At 54.3% G+C, this 18215-nt stretch carries 11 protein-coding genes; 9 read left to right on the top strand and 2 right to left on the bottom strand.

Annotated elements, in window-relative coordinates:
* Positions 1-54: 54 nt before the first annotated feature.
* A complete protein-coding gene (ampD, locus tag G544_RS0111070; protein ID WP_027274664.1) occupies positions 55-597 on the top strand; it encodes a 1,6-anhydro-N-acetylmuramyl-L-alanine amidase AmpD in 543 nt (180 codons plus the stop codon).
* A gap of 71 nt (positions 598-668) precedes the next feature.
* Here ampD and G544_RS0111065 read toward each other — a convergent pair whose 3' ends face one another.
* Complete coding sequence (locus tag G544_RS0111065) at positions 669-2012, bottom strand: amino acid permease (protein ID WP_036023868.1); 1344 nt, start codon at positions 2010-2012, stop codon at positions 669-671.
* 802 nt (positions 2013-2814) lie between these two features.
* On the opposite strand from G544_RS0111065, the gene pdhR reads away from it, so the two are divergent.
* From pdhR to G544_RS0111030, 7 genes are all read left to right on the top strand, one after another.
* On the top strand, positions 2815-3576 hold the full coding sequence (pdhR, locus tag G544_RS0111060) for a pyruvate dehydrogenase complex transcriptional repressor PdhR (RefSeq protein ID WP_027274662.1): 762 nt from the start codon (positions 2815-2817) through the stop codon (positions 3574-3576).
* Positions 3577-3682: 106 nt separating this feature from the next.
* Positions 3683-6352, top strand: a complete 2670-nt coding sequence (gene aceE / locus G544_RS0111055; protein WP_027274661.1) for a pyruvate dehydrogenase (acetyl-transferring), homodimeric type — start codon at positions 3683-3685, stop codon at positions 6350-6352.
* A gap of 25 nt (positions 6353-6377) precedes the next feature.
* A complete protein-coding gene (gene aceF / locus G544_RS0111050) occupies positions 6378-8249 on the top strand; it encodes a pyruvate dehydrogenase complex dihydrolipoyllysine-residue acetyltransferase (protein ID WP_027274660.1) in 1872 nt (623 codons plus the stop codon).
* A gap of 181 nt (positions 8250-8430) precedes the next feature.
* On the top strand, positions 8431-9855 hold the full coding sequence (lpdA, locus tag G544_RS0111045; RefSeq protein ID WP_027274659.1) for a dihydrolipoyl dehydrogenase: 1425 nt from the start codon (positions 8431-8433) through the stop codon (positions 9853-9855).
* A gap of 497 nt (positions 9856-10352) precedes the next feature.
* Positions 10353-11732 (top strand): chitoporin ChiP, encoded by a 1380-nt coding sequence (gene chiP, locus G544_RS0111040; RefSeq protein WP_051155701.1) that lies wholly within the window; start codon positions 10353-10355, stop codon positions 11730-11732.
* A gap of 56 nt (positions 11733-11788) precedes the next feature.
* A complete protein-coding gene (gene chiQ, locus G544_RS0111035) occupies positions 11789-12115 on the top strand; it encodes a ChiQ/YbfN family lipoprotein (protein ID WP_027274657.1) in 327 nt (108 codons plus the stop codon).
* A gap of 41 nt (positions 12116-12156) precedes the next feature.
* Entirely contained in the window at positions 12157-14835 is a 2679-nt protein-coding gene (locus G544_RS0111030; protein WP_027274656.1) for a beta-N-acetylhexosaminidase, read from the top strand.
* A gap of 61 nt (positions 14836-14896) precedes the next feature.
* Here the strand turns inward: G544_RS0111030 and G544_RS0111025 are convergent, their stop codons facing one another.
* On the bottom strand, positions 14897-15181 hold the full coding sequence (locus tag G544_RS0111025) for a hypothetical protein (protein WP_027274655.1): 285 nt from the start codon (positions 15179-15181) through the stop codon (positions 14897-14899).
* Between the two features lie 392 nt (positions 15182-15573).
* Here G544_RS0111025 and acnB point away from each other — a divergent pair, with 392 nt between their 5' ends.
* Positions 15574-18174 (top strand): bifunctional aconitate hydratase 2/2-methylisocitrate dehydratase, encoded by a 2601-nt coding sequence (gene acnB, locus G544_RS0111020; protein WP_027274654.1) that lies wholly within the window; start codon positions 15574-15576, stop codon positions 18172-18174.
* Positions 18175-18215: the final 41 nt, after the last annotated feature.

Below are 18215 nucleotides of genomic sequence, written 5' to 3'. Positions count from 1 at the left end.
CGGCGGGCCTTATAATCGAACGCAGATTTTATAAAGAAGGGGATATCGGGAAGTATGAAGTTGACGGACGGTTGGATTGACGAGGCAACGCGCGTGCCGTCGCCCCATTTTGACGAGAGGCCGGAAGGCGAAATCCCCTCGCTGCTGGTGGTGCACAATATTAGTCTGCCCCCGGGGGAATTTGGCGGCCCGTATATAGACAGGCTGTTTACCGGCACGCTAGATCCGAATGAACATCCTTACTTTGCCGAAATCCATCACCTGCGGGTTTCGGCCCACTGCCTGATTCGGCGCGACGGCGAAGTCGTCCAATACGTGCCTTTTGATAAGAGGGCTTGGCACGCGGGCGTTTCCATCTTTGAAGGACGGGAACGCTGCAATGACTTTTCTATTGGTATCGAGCTGGAAGGTACCGACACGGCGGACTTTACCGACGAGCAATACCGCCAGCTCGCTCGGGTGACGGAGCTGCTAGTGGCGAATTATCCCATTACGCCTGAGAGGATTCGGGGGCACAGCGACATCGCGCCGGGGCGAAAGACCGATCCAGGGCCGCATTTTTATTGGGACCGTTACCGTAGTCTGATAGGGAAATAGCGGGAATATTGCAGACAGACGTCCCGCAGGTCGATCTGCGGGACAATCCAACGGGATAATTAAAAGAAACGCTAGCGAACGGTTTTGCGAGTTACCGCATAGCCAATTGCCAGTATCAACAGCCAAACTGGGATAAGCAGTACGGAGATTCTGATCCCCGGCGTCATGTACATAATCACCAGCACGCCGGTCAGGAACAGCAGGCAAAGGTAGTTGCTAAAGGGCGACCAAATGGCTTTAAACTTCGGCGTCACGCCCTCTTTGTCCTTAGCCGCGCGGAACTTCAGGTGCGACAGGCTTATCATGACCCAGTTGATTACGATGCTGGATACTACTAGCGACATCAGGATGCCGAGCGCCTCTTCCGGTATGAGGTAGTTAATGACGATACCGATTGCCGCCACAGAGCTGGAAAATAGAATGGAGTTGACCGGTACGCCATTCTTACTGGTTTTGGCCAGCATGCGCGGTGCATTCTTTTGCAATGCCAGCCCGTAAAGCATTCGGCTATTGCTGTATACGCAGCTATTGTAGACCGATAGCGCCGCCGTCAGTACAACGACGTATAGCACCATAGTCACGGCTTCCATATTGTCTCGAGAATGAAAAATCATAACGAATGGGCTTTCACCTTGAACTACCTTGGTCCACGGATAAAGAGAAAGCAGAACCACCAATGAGCCAATATAGAAAATAAGGATACGGTATAGCACCTGATTGATAGCTTTAGGGATGGTCTTTTCCGGATTATCGGCTTCAGCTGCGGTAATACCGATAAGCTCTAAGCCTCCAAAAGAGAACATTATGATAGCGGTTGCCATAATAAGCCCTTTAAATCCAAAGGGCATGAACCCACCTTGAGACCATAGGTTATGGAGCCCGGCGTCTGGACCCCCATTGCCGCTGATTAACAGATAGGAACCGAAGATAATCATGCCGATAATGGCAGCGACTTTAATAATGGCGAACCAGAACTCCATTTCGCCGTATATCTTGACGTTAGCCAGATTGACCAGATTAATCAGCACAAAGAAAAAAGCGGCGGAAGCCCAGGTTGGGATTTCCGGCCACCAAAATTGGATATATTCCCCAACGGCGGTCAACTCGGCCATGCTGACCAACACAAACAGCATCCAGTAGTTCCAGCCGGAAAGAAAGCCGGCGAACGGTCCCCAGTATTTATAGGAGAAGTGGCTGAAGGTGCCTGCGACGGGCTCTTCGGTGATCATCTCGCCCAGTTGGCGCATGATGAGAAAGGCAATAATGCCGCCGATAGCGTAGCCGAGTATGACGGAGGGGCCCGCCATGCTGATAGTTTGAGCGCTGCCGAGAAACAGGCCGGTTCCCACCGCGCCGCCCAGAGCAATAAGCTGAATATGGCGGTTTTTAAGGCCGCGTTTGAGCTGGTCACTCATTATTATTTTTTCCTCACCTGCGATGTCGCAACGTTTACGATGTATGGCTTCTGGCCGAATGTTGCCGTTTTTTAGTAATACAGTTCTGCATGTAATGAAATCTGTACGGCTACAGATAAAACATTTTTGGCTGAACCCTACCAGAGCGGCAAGAATAGTGGTAAATGTCGACGTTTGCATTCTTTTTCTGTTTCTAATCTGCGCTGCCTCTCTGTTTTGTGTCATTAATACCGTACGGTTTTTGTAAAATTATTTATTTTTCAATGCGCTGATTTCTTTTTCGTCTTCTTTGCGGTATCAGGTGACGTCCTTTTATCCGTATTGAATGTCTATAACCGTTGGCCCGATTGAACGGTGGCGGCTATGCTTTAAACAGCAGGTCGTATCCGTCGCTGGCGGGAGGTCGTTTTGAGGGGAAGAGGGGCCGCGTGTTAGGCATTTTCACAGATTTTTATCGTCATTTTTGGAACGCCATCAGCCTTTCCTTAGTTTATCCTGCCTTCACTGGCGTGAAATAAAATCCGATTATTTTGAATTCTTATTCATCAATTGGTCTGCTGACCCGCTTCAGTTCTACTTTTTATTCGTTTAAAAAATGTTAAATTTATCTATGCCAGGTCGAATCGCCATTACCTCGTTAGTAGTATGAAAGCTAACGATATTTGCCATATATCAGAGCGATAGGCGTTATTTCATGACTTTGATCAAAGGCCGTATAGACAAAAGGTGAATATTTTGTTACTTTAGCCGCGCGCTTTTGATATTGGTAATACCAATTTACTCCGAGGCATTTTAACGCACTATGGTCTATAACAAGGTTCGTCAACCCAAGCTATCTGACGCCATTGAACGGCAGCTTGAAACGCTGATCCTTGAAGGGACCCTGCGCCCCGGAGAAAAACTGCTTCCTGAACGCGAGCTTGCCAAACAGTTCGACGTATCCCGGCCTTCGCTCAGAGAGGCGATTCAACGCCTGGAAGGCAAGGGCCTGCTTTACCGCCGTCAGGGCGGAGGAACGTTCGTTCAGACCAACCTTTGGCAGAGCCTCACCGACCCGCTCAGCGAGCTGTTGGCCGATCACCCCGAATCCCAGTTCGACCTGTTGGAAACGCGTCACGCGCTGGAAGGCATTGCTGCTTACTACGCGGCGCTGCGGGGGACTGATGAGGATTTTCTGCGCATTCGCCAATATCACCAACAGATCGAAGTCGCACAGGCCTCTGGAGACCGGCAGCAGGAAGCTGACGCGGTGATGCACTATCAGACCGCCGTCACCGAAGCCAGTCACAACGTCGTTCTTTTGCACCTGCTGCGCTGCATGGCTCCCATGCTTGAACAAAACGTCCGTCAGAATTTTGATTTGCTCTACTCCCGTCGCGAGATGCTGGAAAGAGTAAGTAACCACAGGGCTGATATCTTCGAAGCCATCGTAGCCCGCGAGCCGGAAAAGGCGAGGGCGGCGTCGCATCGACATTTGGCCTTTATTGAGGAAGTGCTGTTAGAGCTCGACAGAGAGCACAGCCGTCGCGAGCGATCGCTGCGGCTTTTACAGCGTAAGGATTAGCACTTAACCACCGAGCCTGTCTTAATGGCGTTTGCCGGCGAAATGCCAAAGACGTTATTAAGACAGGCTTTGACCAACAACGTAAAGATAGAATAAGGAAACCACCATGTCGGAAATTGTAAATCAAGACGTGGATCCGATTGAAACCCGCGATTGGTTGCAGGCGATCGAATCGGTCATCCGTGAAGAAGGCGTTGAGCGCGCTCAATACCTGATCGATAAGGTTTTGTCCTCTGCGCGTCAGGCGGGCGTCAACCTGCCTACAGGTTCGTCACTCGTTACTGACTACATTAACACTATTCCTACGTCGGAAGAGCCGGCCTATCCGGGCAACCTCGATCTGGAACGCCGCATTCGTTCTATTATCCGTTGGAACGCCGTTATGACCGTGCTGCGCGCGTCTAAAAAGGATCTGGAGCTCGGTGGGCACATGGCTTCTTTCCAGTCCTCCGCGACGATTTACGAAGTGTGCTTCAACCACTTCTTCCGCGCGCGCAATGCGAAAGACGGCGGCGACCTGGTTTACTTCCAGGGCCACATCTCTCCGGGGATCTATGCTCGCGCCTTCGTTGAAGGCCGCTTAACCGAAGACCAAATGAACAACTTCCGTCAGGAAGTTCACGGCAACGGTCTTTCTTCCTATCCGCATCCGAAGCTGATGCCGGAATTCTGGCAGTTCCCGACCGTCTCTATGGGCCTTGGCCCGATGGCGGCCATCTATCAGGCGCGCTTCCTTAAGTATCTGCATAACCGCGGCCTGAAGGACACCTCTGCACAAACCGTTTACGCGTTCCTCGGCGACGGCGAGATGGACGAGCCGGAATCCAAAGGCGCCATCACCGTGGCGACCCGCGAAAAGCTGGACAATCTGGTGTTCATCATCAACTGTAACCTGCAGCGTCTGGACGGCCCGGTCACCGGTAACGGCAAGATCGTTAACGAACTGGAAGGCATTTTCAAAGGCGCCGGCTGGGACGTTATCAAGGTTATGTGGGGCAACCGCTGGGATGAGCTGCTGAAGAAAGACACCACCGGCAAGCTGATTCAATTGATGAACGAAACCGTCGACGGCGACTATCAGACCTTTAAGTCCAAAAACGGCGCTTACGTGCGTGAGCACTTCTTTGGCCGCTTCCCGGAAACGGCTGCGCTGGTTAAAGATATGACCGACGACGAAATTTGGGCGCTGAACCGCGGCGGCCACGATCCGAGAAAAGTCTACGCTGCGCTGAAGAAAGCGCAGGAAACCCAAGGCAAGCCGACCGTGATCCTGGCTCACACCATCAAGGGTTACGGCATGGGCGACACCGCCGAAGGCAAAAATATCGCTCACCAGGTCAAGAAGATGAACATGGACGGCGTACGCCTGTTCCGCGATCGCTTCAACGTACCGGTTGCCGATGCGGACATTGAAAAACTGCCGTTCATTTCTCTGGATAAAGATTCCGAAGAGTACAAGTATCTGCACGAACGCCGCAGCGCGCTGCAGGGCTACGTGCCTACTCGCCTGCCGAACTTCACCCAGCCGTTGACCATTCCGCCGTTGAGCGAGTTCAGCGCGCTGCTGGAAGAGCAGAACAAAGAAATTTCTACCACCATCGCCTTCGTTCGCGCGCTGAACGTGATGCTGAAAGACGCCTCTATCGGACCTCGTTTGGTGCCGATTCTGGCGGACGAAGCCCGTACGTTCGGTATGGAAGGCCTGTTCCGTCAGATCGGCATCTACAGCCCGAAAGGTCAGCAGTACATACCGCAGGACCGCGAGCAGGTTGCCTACTATAAAGAAGACGAGAAGGGACAAATCCTTCAAGAAGGCATCAACGAGCTGGGCGCAGGCGCGTCCTGGTTGGCCGCTGCGACGTCATACAGCACCAACGACTTCCCGATGATCCCGTTCTACATCTACTACTCCATGTTCGGCTTCCAACGCATCGGCGATCTGTGCTGGGCGGCGGGCGACCAGCAGGCGCGCGGCTTCCTTATCGGCGGCACCTCCGGCCGTACGACGCTGAACGGCGAAGGTTTGCAACATGAAGACGGCCACAGCCACATTCAGTCGCTGACGATCCCGAACTGTATCTCCTACGACCCGACCTACGCGTATGAAGTCGCCGTGATTATGCACGACGGCCTGCAGCGCATGTACGGCAACCAGGAGAACGTTTACTACTACATCACCACGCTGAACGAAAACTACCACATGCCGGCCATGCCGGAAGGCGTAGAAGAGGGTATCCGTAAGGGTATCTACAAGCTGGAGACGGTAAACGCCGAAGGCGGCCGCGGTCGCGTACAGCTGATGGGTTCTGGCTCAATCCTGCCGCACGTTCGCGAAGCAGCACAGATTCTGGCGAAAGATTACGGCGTGACGTCTGACGTTTACAGCGTGACCTCCTTCACCGAACTGGCCCGCGACGGTCAGGACTGCGAACGTTGGAACATGCTGCATCCGCTGGAAACTCCGCGCGTGCCTTACGTTGCTCAAGTGATGAACGACGCGCCGGCGGTGGCTTCTACCGACTACATGAAGCTGTTTGCTGAGCAGATCCGTAACTTTATCCCCGCCAGCGAATTCCGCGTACTGGGCACCGACGGCTTTGGCCGTTCTGACAGCCGCGAAAACCTGCGTCACCACTTCGAAGTGGACGCCTCCTACGTCGTCGTTGCGGCGCTGGGTGAACTGGCCAAGCGTGGCGAAGTGAAGGCGGATGCCGTAGCCGAAGCGATTGCCAAGTTCGGTATCGACGCTGATAAAGTTAACCCGCGTCTGGCATAAGCGTCCCGTATAAGAGGTAGAACAAATGACGATTGAAATTAAAGTGCCGGACATTGGCGCGGATGAGGTGGAAGTCACCGAACTTCTGGTCAAAGTTGGCGATAAGGTCGAGGCCGAACAGTCGCTGATTACCGTAGAAGGCGATAAGGCTTCTATGGAAGTCCCTTCCCCGCAGGCCGGCGTGGTTAAAGAAATCAAAGTGCAGGTAGGCAGTAAAGTGGCTACCGGTTCTCTGATTATGATTTTCGACGCCGCTGGCGCAGAGGCCCCTGCGGCTTCTGCTCCCGCTGAGGCTCCTGCCGCTGCCGCGCCAGCCGCTTCCGCAGTGAAGGATGTTCAGGTGCCGGATATCGGCGGCGACGAAGTTGAAGTCACTGAAGTGCTGGTTAAAGTGGGCGATAAGGTCGAAGCCGAACAGTCGCTGATTACCGTAGAAGGCGATAAGGCCTCTATGGAAGTGCCCGCGCCGTTTGCCGGCGTGGTTAAAGAAATCAAAGTGCAGGTGGGCAGTAAGGTGTCTACCGGTACGCTGATTATGACCTTTGAAGTGGCCGGCGGCGCGCCCGTAGCCTCCAGTGCGCCAGCCGCTGCTGCACCTGCGGCTCCTGCGGCGTCTTCTGTGAAAGACGTTCAGGTACCTGACATCGGCGGCGATGAGGTTGAAGTTACCGAAGTGCTGGTGAAGGTTGGCGATAAGATCGAAGCGGAACAGTCTCTTATCACGGTAGAGGGCGACAAGGCCTCTATGGAAGTGCCTGCGCCGTTTGCCGGCGTGGTTAAAGAAATCAAAGTGCAGGTGGGCAGTAAGGTGTCTACCGGTACGCTGATTATGACCTTTGAAGTGGCCGGCGGCGCACCTGCTGCCAGCGCACCGGCGCCTGCCGCCAGCCCAGCCCCCGCTGCGCCGGTTCAGGCCGCTAAGCCTGCCGCTGCACCGGCTGCCTCTGCCGGCGGCGACTTTGTCGAGAACGATGCCTACGTGCACGCTACGCCGGTTATCCGCCGTCTGGCCCGCGAGTTTGGCGTTAACCTGGCGAAGGTAAAAGGTACAGGCCGTAAGGGCCGTATCCTGAAAGAAGACGTTCAGGCCTATGTGAAAGACGCCGTTAAGCGCGCTGAATCGGGCGCTCAGGCAGCAACCGGCGGCTCTCTGCCCGGCCTGTTGCCATGGCCGAAGGTGGACTTCAGCAAGTTTGGCGAAGTGGAAGAGGTCGAACTGGGCCGCATTCAGAAGATCTCCGGCGCCAACCTGCACCGCAACTGGGTCATGATCCCGCACGTCACGCAGTTTGACGAAACGGACATTACCGACGTTGAAGCCTTCCGTAAGCAGCAAAACGCCGAAGCTGAGAAGAAAAAGCTGGACGTGAAAATCACGCCGCTGGTCTTCATCATGAAGGCAGTTGCGAAAGCGCTGGAAGAGATGCCTAAGTTCAACAGCTCCCTGTCTGAAGACGGTCAGAAGCTGACGATGAAGAAGTACATCAACATCGGCGTGGCGGTTGATACGCCTAATGGTCTGGTGGTTCCGGTATTCCGCGATGTGAACAAGAAGGGCATTATTGAGCTGTCTCGCGAACTGGCAGAGATTTCCAAGAAGGCTCGCGCCGGCAAGCTGACCGCTGGCGATATGCAGGGCGGATGCTTTACCATTTCCAGCCTCGGCGGCATCGGCGGTACGGCGTTTACGCCGATCGTCAACGCGCCGGAAGTCGCTATCCTTGGCGTCTCCAAGTCGTCAATGAAGCCGGTCTGGAACGGCAAAGAGTTCGCGCCTCGCCTGATGCTGCCTCTGTCGCTCTCTTACGATCACCGCGTGATCGACGGGGCGGACGGCGCTCGCTTCATCAGCTTCATCAACAACGCGATGTCTGACATTCGCCGTCTGGTGATGTAATCCTCGGGGCCGACCTGTGTCGGCCCTGATTTTTTGACGCGACACGAATATCTCCCTGCGGCGTTTGCACAATTGTTATGTTTATGTAAACTGAAACGGTTGGGTGGGCTTCCGGCAAAACGCACGGTAACGATGCAAACCCTACGCCGGTGGGTCGGGAAAATAATTAAGAGGTACATAGATGAGTACTGATATCAAAACTCAGGTTGTGGTACTTGGCGCTGGCCCCGCGGGCTATTCTGCCGCTTTCCGCTGCGCGGATCTGGGGCTGGAGACCGTTATCGTAGAGCGCTACTCTACGCTGGGCGGCGTTTGTTTGAACGTCGGCTGTATCCCTTCAAAAGCGCTGCTGCACGTCGCGAAAGTGATTGAAGAAGCCAAAGCGTTGGCCGAACACGGCATCGTTTTCGGCGAGCCTAAGACTGACATTGGCAAAGTTCGCCTTTGGAAAGAGAAGGTTGTTAGCCAGTTGACGGGCGGGCTGGCCGGTATGGCCAAAATGCGTAAGGTTAAAGTGGTTAACGGCCACGGTAAGTTTGTCGGCCCTAACACCATCGCCGTTGAAGGCGAAGGCGGCATTACCAATATTAACTTCGATAATGCCATCATCGCGGCGGGATCTCGCCCGATCCAACTGCCGTTTATTCCTCATGAAGATCCGCGGGTTTGGGACTCAACCGACGCGTTAGAGCTCAAGGCCGTGCCGGAGCGCCTGCTGGTTATGGGCGGTGGCATCATCGGTCTGGAAATGGGCACCGTTTATCACGCGTTGGGTTCTCAGATCGACGTGGTTGAAATGTTCGATCAGGTGATCCCGGCAGCGGACAAAGACATCGTTAAGGTCTTCACCAAGCGTATCAGCAAGCAGTTCAACCTGATGTTGGAAACGAAAGTCACGGCGGTAGAAGCCAAGGCTGACGGTATTTACGTTTCGATGGAAGGCAAAAAGGCGCCTGCAGAACCTCAGCGCTATGATGCGGTTCTGGTGGCTATCGGCCGTACGCCGAACGGTAAGCTGCTGGACGCGGGTCAGGCCGGCGTTGAGGTCGACGAGCGCGGCTTTATTCGCGTAGATAAGCAAATGCGCACCAACGTGCCGCACATTTATGCGATTGGCGACATCGTCGGTCAGCCGATGCTGGCGCACAAGGGCGTCCATGAAGGCCACGTAGCCGCTGAAGTCATCGCCGGTAAGAAGCACTACTTCGACCCGAAAGTGATCCCGTCTATCGCTTATACCGAGCCTGAAGTGGCGTGGGTCGGCCTGACGGAGAAAGAGGCGAAGGAGCAGGGTATCAACTACGAAGTCTCCACCTTCCCGTGGGCGGCTTCCGGCCGTGCGATTGCCTCTGACTGCGCGGACGGCATGACCAAGCTGATTTTCGATAAAGAGTCTCACCGCATCATCGGCGGCGCGATTGTCGGCGCTAACGGCGGCGAGTTGCTCGGCGAAATCGGTCTGGCGATTGAGATGGGCTGCGACGCGGAAGACATCGCGCTTAGCATCCACGCTCACCCGACGCTGCACGAATCCGTTGGTTTAGCGGCGGAAGTCTACGAAGGCACCATCACAGACCTGCCTAACCCGAAGGCGAAGAAGAAGTAATTCTTACTGTCTAAGGATGCTAAAAAAACCGCTTCGGCGGTTTTTTTATTGCGCGAATTTATTGTTTGCCAATCGCGAGATTGAGTCCACTTTTCCTCTACTATTACCGCGGTTTTTCCATTTTTATATTAACTTTTCTCCGTTTTACTCTCTTTTAATTTGATTTAGATAATTCTTATTGAGAATTATGTCTCTTTATTTTTATGATTATTTAGTCTTTGTTTAATAAGATAATTAACATTTTATTTTTCCTGTAGTAGCCATAATTCAAGTTATTCACATTAATTCATTTAAATCAAATAATTACTTTCATTTTGGTTCTCTGGGTGGTTTTTTATTATTTTGTGCTATACATCATAATTTTTACATTTCTTTAAATAATGTATTGATAATTCGCGACGCGAAAATATGCTTAAAACCACTAGAACGAAATAAAAGGCCCGCGAAACCCAGCGTTCAGCGGGTGAATTTAACGATGTACTATTGGAGTGGCAAAAATGAAGGTGAGAAAAGGCTTTAAGGTTAAATGTCTGACGTGTCTTGTTGCTCTGGCTTCTGGCGGAGTCATTGTTCCTGAGGCGTCGGCGGAAGGATTTGTTGATGATTCCAAGATGACGGGTGGGATTTACTACTGGCAGCGCGAGCGCGACCGCAAAGACGTGACTACCGGTGACTATGAAACCAACCTTTCGCACTCAACCTGGAACGTCAGCCTGGACTTCTCATCTGGCTACGCCGCCGATATGTTCGGGCTTGACGTAGGGGCCTTTGGCGCGATTGAAATGGCGGAAGACCACGACAGCGGCCACCCCAACGAAATTGCGTTTTCATCAAAAAATAAGACCTATGACGAAGACTACTCCGGCGACAAGAGCGGCGTGAGCCTGTACAAGGCGGCGGCGAAATTCAAATACGGCCCCGTTTGGGCGCGCGGCGGCTACATCCAGCCTTCCGGCCAAACGCTGCTGGCGCCGCACTGGAGCTTTATGCCCGGCACCTATCAAGGGGCGGAAGCCGGCGCTAATCTGGACTTCGGCGCCTCCGGCGCGCTGAGCTTCTCCTACATGTGGGCTAACGAATACAAAGCGCCGTGGCACATTGAAACCGACCATTTCTACCAGAACGATAAGAAAACCAAAGTCGACTATCTGCACTCTATCGGCGCGAAGTACGACTTCAAAAACGATCTGGTGCTTGAGGCCGCCTTCGGCCAGGCCGAAGGGTATGTCGACCAGTATTTCGGCAAGAGCTCATACAAATTTGATCTGGCTGGCAATCCGCTGTCCACCAGCTATCAGTTCTATGGCGCGAAGGACAAAGTGGGCGGCGGCGGCACTAACGATATTTACGACGGCTTGGCCTGGCTACAGGCATTAACGTTTGGCTATAAGGTCGGCCAGTTCGACCTGCGCCTGGAAGGGACTTGGGTTAAAGCCGAGGGCAATCAGGGGTTCTTCCTGCAGCGCATGACGCCGACCTACGCGTCGTCCAACGGTCGTTTGGACATTTGGTGGGATAACCGCTCCGACTTTAACGCCAACGGCGAAAAGGCCGTGTTTGCCGGCGTGATGTATGACTTAAGCAACTGGGATCTGCCGGGATGGGCGGTGGGCGCATCGGGCGTTTACGCCTGGGACGCGAAGCCCAGCACTAACGATGCCTACGATCAGAGCCAGCGCCTGAAAGAGAGCGCCTACAGCCTTGATGCGATGTACACCGTACAGGAAGGCCGCGCTAAAGGCACGCTGTTTAAGCTGCACTTCACTCAGTACGACAACCACTCCGATAACGCCAGCTGGGGCGGCGGCTACGGCAACATTTTCCAGGACGAGCGTGACGTTAAGTTCATCGTAATCGCTCCGTTCACGGTCTTTTAATCATACGGCGCCCGGCCTCTTTCCTGCGGCCGGGCGCAATAGGGGTATTGATGATGATGAAGAAAACGTTGGTTATCGCACTGCTGGCGCTGGGCCTGACGGCCTGCGCACAGCAGGACAATCAGGCGCAGGAAGACGTTACCCTGCGTGACGCCTATAACGCCTGCATTTCGACGGCTCAGGGATCTCCGGAAAAGCTGGAGGCCTGTCAGTCCGTGCTGGACGTATTGAGAAAAGATAATTCCCACCGTGAGTTTGCCGAGAAAGAGAGCGTGCGGGTGTTGGACTATCAGAACTGCCTGACGGCGACGAAAACGGGCGACAGCCAGGCGCGTAAGGCGGATTGCGACAAGGTTTGGCAAGAGATCCGCGCAAACAATTAATCAGTCTGAAATGGAGCAACCAGAATATGAGCAACCAGAGTATGAATAAGTTCACGCTGAGCGCCTTTACGACGCTTTTTGCTGCCTGCGCTTTTGCCGGCGGCGCCCACGCGTCTCAGAAAACCGTTGACCAGCTAAGCCAGCTAAAGGTGAACTATCAGATAGTCGACAACCTGGCGGCGGATCACGGCGTTGACTGCAGCGCTCTCGGCGCGGACTGGGCGTCCTGTACCAAATTGACCTTTACGCTGGAAAGCCCTACTGATGTTAAGGATAAAGACTGGGCGATCTATTTCCACAGCATTCGCCAGATCCTGCGTACTGATAACGACCAGTTCAAGATTTCCTTTGTGACCGGCGACTTGCATAAAATTGAGCCAACTGAAAAATTCACCGGCTTCTCGGCGGGCAAAGCCGTTGAAATTCCGGTTATTGCCGAATATTGGCAGATCTTCAAAACCGATGCGATACCGCGCTGGTACGCGACCTCCGAAGGCGCCAAGCCTAAAGTTATCGCCAGCACCAATACCGAAGACTTAAGCAAGTTCAGCGGTCCGCTGGCGGGCAACGATTACGGCTCCCTTTGGAAGAGAACCAAAGACGACCACAACGTGTTGATGAACACCGCCAACCGCTTTGACAAAAATGCGGACGTGGCTAAGCTTCCGGCAGACGCGCTGCGCGGCCAGATTGTGCCTACGCCGATGGAAGTCGTCGTCCACCAGCAGGACGCAGACCTGAGTAAAGGCATTGCACTGACGGCCAGTTCGTTAGATGACGCCGCTGTCTCTACGGTGCTTAAGCACTTTAGCGCGCTGGGCGTGAAGTCGAACGTGGCGGGCTACCCGATTAAGGCGGTTGTCTCTGCCGATAAGTTCAGCAAGGACATGGCGGTTTCCGGCGCCTATATGCTTAAGATTGGCGAGAAGGGCGCTGAAATTACCGCTTATGACGACAGCGGCGTTTTCTACGGCCTGCAGTCTATCCTCTCTTTATTGCCGGCCAGCGGCAGTAAAAAAATCGCGACTCTGGAAGCGAAAGACGCCCCGCGCTTTGCCTATCGCGGCGTGTTTCTGGACGTTGGGCGCAACTTCCACTCTAAAGAAGCGGTGCTGCGCCTGCTTGACCAGATGTCGACCTACAAGCTGAACAAGTTTCACTTCCACCTGAGCGACGACGAAGGTTGGCGAATTGAAATTCCAGGCCTGCCCGAGCTGACGGAGATTGGCAGCAAGCGCTGTCATGACCTGACGGAAAAGACCTGCCTGCTGCCGCAGCTTGGCTCCGGCCCTGACAGCAACAACATGGGCAGCGGCCACTTCAGCCGCGCGGACTATATCGAGATCCTGAAGTATGCGAAGGCGCGTCAAATCGACGTGATCCCTGAAATCGACATGCCGGCGCACGCCCGCGCGGCCATCATTTCTATGGAAGCGCGCTATGACCGCCTGCACAAAGAGGGTAAAGAAAAAGAGGCGAATGAATACCGCCTTCTGGACCCGACCGATACTTCAAACACCACGTCGGTACAGTTTTACGATCGTAAAAGCTATCTGAACCCCTGCCTGGATTCTTCCAAGCGCTTCGTTGACAAAGTCATCACTGAAGTTGCGGCTATGCATAAAGAAGCCGGCCTGCCGCTGACGACTTGGCACTTTGGCGGCGACGAAGCGAAAAATATCCGCTTGGGCGCCGGCTATCAGGACATCAACGCCGAGAAGAAAGAGGCCTTCAAGGGCACTATCGATCAGAGTAATGAAGATAAGCCTTGGTCCAAGTCTCAGGCATGCCAGACGATGATCAAAGAAGGCAAAGTGCAGGACTTCGAACACCTGCCCAGCCACTTTGCGCTGGAAGTCAGTAAAATCGTCGATGCGCACGGCATCGAGAAGATGCAGGCCTGGCAGGACGGGCTGAAGGATGCCGAAAGCGCCAAGTCCTTTGCTACCAAGCGCGTTGGCGTCAACTTCTGGGATACGCTGTACTGGGGCGGCTTCGATTCGGCTAATGACTGGGCCAACAAGGGCTATGAGGTGACTATCTCTAACCCGGACTATGTGTACGTCGACTTCCCTTATGAGGTGAACCCGCAGGAGAGCGGCTACTACTGGGGCACGCGCTTTAGCGACGAACGCAAGATCTTCGGTTTTGCGCCTAACAACCTGCCGCAAAATGCGGAAACCTCCGTCGACAGAGACGGCAACGCGTTCTCTGCGAAAAGCGATAAGGCTTGGCCTGGGGCTTACGGTATTTCCGCCCAGCTGTGGAGCGAAGTGGTTCGCACCGATGCCCAGATGGAGTACATGCTCTATCCGCGCATTCTACCGCTGGCGGAACGCGCGTGGCACCGCGCTTCCTGGGAGCTGGACTATCAGGCCGGGAAAGAGTTTAAGGGCGGCGAAACCCACTTTGTCGATAGCAAAGCGCTAAACAAAGACTGGATCCTGTTCGCCAACCTGCTGGGGCAGCGGGAGCTTGAGAAACTGGACAAAGCGGGCGTAGGGTACCGCCTGCCGGTGCCGGGAGCGAAAGTCGTGAACGGCAAACTGGCCGCCAACGTTGCTTTCCCTGGGCTCAATATCCAATACTCCACTGACGGCGGCAAGAGCTGGAAGCGCTATGACGATGCGGCAAAGCCTTCGGTGAGCGGTGACGTTACCGTTCGTAGCCAAAGCCATGACGGCAAGCGCTTTAGCCGCGCAGAACCCGTCGTGAAGTAAAACGGCTACCGACCGTTTTCAAGCGCCTCCGGCCCGTGCCGGGGGCGTTTTTATTAATAGGCTATGAAGAAATAGAGGAGGAACCGTCGTCGCGAAAGACAAAGAACAGGAGGGCGGACACCATGGTGCCAACGGCAATCAGCGCGATGAGAAGATACTGGAGGCCGAACTTCATTGAGGAATAGAGCGGATCCCATAGTTCTTCCGGCGCGTCGACATTCTGCGGGTGGTAGATATCCGCGTGCATGTGGGGGGAAGCAAAGCGAGCGACAAGCAGCACCATAATGCTCAGTACGGCAATCAGAAGTATTAAGTGATAAAGCCTGAAACGCGGTTTACGCATCATCCCGATTCCTTTCGCGAATGAAAAAACGCTGGATCAACCAATCCTTTTGGTCATCGCTTTTGATTAAGCGATACAGCGTAATATATCTGAAAATAAATAGAAAAACGAAATCTATTTTCTTTGCAAAATTGTAATAAAAATGTGATAAATAGCTATACTTGTGAAATCCTGCGGTGGGAGCCCTTCTGCCGTCTGGTTTGCATCATAAAGGCTATAAAGTGCATATAGACTTAGTGTGATTAAAGTAACAGAATTTTCGTTTGTCACTAGGCGAAACCAGCGCTCTGATGCAATTTACTCTCAGTTTGAATATACCGCAGATTAACAATTTTATGCACATTAACACCATAAAATTCGCTGCTCAATATAACAAGTTAGTGGGGGAAGTCGTCGTGCTAGAGGAATATCGTAAACATGTCGCTGAGCGTCTTGCAGAAGGCGTTGTACCAAAGCCGCTGAATGCGGCGCAAGTCGCAGGCTTGGTTGAATTGCTGAAGAACCCGCCGGCCGGAGAAGAAGAAGTGCTTCTCGACCTGTTGGCCAATCGCGTGCCGCCGGGCGTTGACGAAGCCGCTTACGTTAAGGCCGGCTTTTTGGCCGCCATCGCTAAAGGCGAAGCCGTTTCGCCGCTGGTTTCACCAGAAAAAGCCGTTGAGCTGCTGGGCACCATGCAGGGCGGCTACAACATCCAACCTTTGATTGACGCGCTGGATAACGCCGCGCTGGCGCCCATCGCCGTGAAGGGGCTTTCACATACGCTGCTGATGTTTGACAGCTTCTATGATGTCGAAGCCAAAGCAAAGGCCGGCAACGTCTATGCGCAGCAGGTGATGAAGTCCTGGGCTGACGCAGAGTGGTTCCTTTCCCGCCCAGCGCTGGCGGAAAAACTGACCATGACCGTATTTAAGGTCAGCGGTGAAACCAATACCGATGACCTCTCTCCTGCGCCGGACGCCTGGTCCCGCCCGGATATTCCTCTGCACGCGATGGCGATGCTGAAAATCGCCCGCGACGGCATCGAGCCGGATCAGCCTGGCAAAGTCGGCCCGGTGAAAAAGCTGGAGTCGCTGAAAGAGAAGGGCTTCCCGCTGGTATACGTGGGCGACGTTGTGGGTACCGGTTCATCCCGTAAGTCCGCAACCAACTCCGTGCTGTGGTTTATGGGCGACGATATTCCATATGTGCCGAACAAGCGCAGCGGCGGCGTCGTGCTGGGCGGCAAAATCGCGCCAATCTTCTTTAACACCATGGAAGACGCGGGCGCGCTGCCGATTGAAGACATTGACGTGTCTAAGCTCAATACCGGCGACGTTATCGATATTTACCCGGCTAAAGGCGAAGTGCGCAATCACGCCACCAATGAGCTGCTGGCGACCTTTAAGCTTAAGACTGACGTTCTGATGGATGAAGTGCGCGCCGGCGGCCGCATTCCGTTAATCGTCGGCCGTGGCCTGACGAGCAAGGCTCGTGAATCTCTGGGCCTGGCGCCGAGCGACGTGTTTATCAAGGCGAAGTCTGCCGATGCGTCAAGCAAAGGCTACACGCTGGCGCAGAAGATCGTAGGCAAAGCCTGCGGCGTGAAGGGCGTTCGTCCCGGCGAGTACTGCGAGCCGAAAATGGCCTCGGTGGGTTCTCAGGATACCACAGGCGGCATGACTCGCGACGAGCTGAAAGACTTGGCCTGCCTTGGCTTCTCTGCCGATCTGGTTATGCAGTCATTCTGCCACACCGCGCCTTATCCGAAGCCGGTTGACGTGCAGCTGCACCACTCTCTGCCTGACTTTATTATGAACCGCGGCGGCGTTTCTCTGCGTCCGGGCGACGGTATCATTCACTCATGGCTGAACCGCATGCTTCTGCCTGATACGGTCGGTACCGGTGCGGACTCCCATACCCGTTTCCCGATCGGCATCTCTTTCCCTGCGGGCTCTGGCCTCGTGGCGTTTGCCGCGGCGACCGGCGTGATGCCTCTTGATATGCCAGAATCCGTGCTGGTGCGCTTTAGCGGCAAAATGCAGCCGGGCATTACCCTGCGCGATTTGGTTCACGCCATCCCTTACTTTGCGATTAAGCAAGGGCTGTTGACCGTTGAGAAGCAGGGCAAGAAGAACATCTTCTCTGGCCGCATTCTGGAAATCGAAGGTCTGCCAGAGCTGAAGGCCGAGCAGGCGTTTGAGCTGGCCGACGCCTCGGCAGAGCGTTCTGCGGCGGCGTGTACTATCAAGCTGAACAAAGAGCCGGTTGAAGAGTATCTGCGTTCTAACATCGTTATGCTTAAGTGGATGATTGCCGAAGGCTATGGCGACGCTCGTACGATTGAGCGCCGCGTGAAGGCGATGGAAGAGTGGCTGGCGAACCCGACGCTTATCGAAGCCGATGCGGATGCAGAATATGCAGCCGTCATCGATATCGATCTGAACCAGATCAAGGAGCCTATTCTGTGCGCGCCTAACGATCCGGATGACGCTCGCCTGCTGTCTGATGTGACCGGCGACAAGATCGACGAAGTGTTCATCGGTTCATGTATGACCAACATCGGCCACTTCCGCGCGGCGGGCAAGCTGCTGCAAAACGTGAAGGGCAAACTGCCGACCCGCCTATGGCTGGCCCCGCCGACCAAGATGGATGCCTCTCAGCTGAGCGAAGAAGGCTATTACAGCGTATTCGGCCAAAACGGCGCGCGTATCGAAATGCCGGGCTGTTCTCTGTGCATGGGCAACCAGGCTCGAGTGAACGAAGGGGCGACCGTTGTGTCCACCTCAACCCGTAACTTCCCGAACCGTCTGGGCACCGGCGCTAACGTTTATCTGGCGTCAGCCGAGCTGGCTGCGGTTGCCGCGCTGCTGGGGCGTCTGCCGACGGCTGAGGAATATTTGGGCTATATGGCCGAAGTAGACAAGAGCGCGCAGGATACCTACCGCTACCTCAACTTCGATCGGCTCAGCGAGTACACCAAGAAGGCTGACGGCGTCATTTTTCAGGCCGCTGTATAACGACCTGTTAAGCCGTTGATAGATAAAAACCGCGCTTCGGC

Origin of the sequence: Leminorella grimontii ATCC 33999 = DSM 5078 (assembly GCF_000439085.1) — a bacterium.
Taxonomy (GTDB): domain Bacteria; phylum Pseudomonadota; class Gammaproteobacteria; order Enterobacterales; family Enterobacteriaceae; genus Leminorella; species Leminorella grimontii.
Note: the sequence above shows the minus strand (reverse complement) of the source record. Positions and strands in the feature narration are given on the sequence as shown.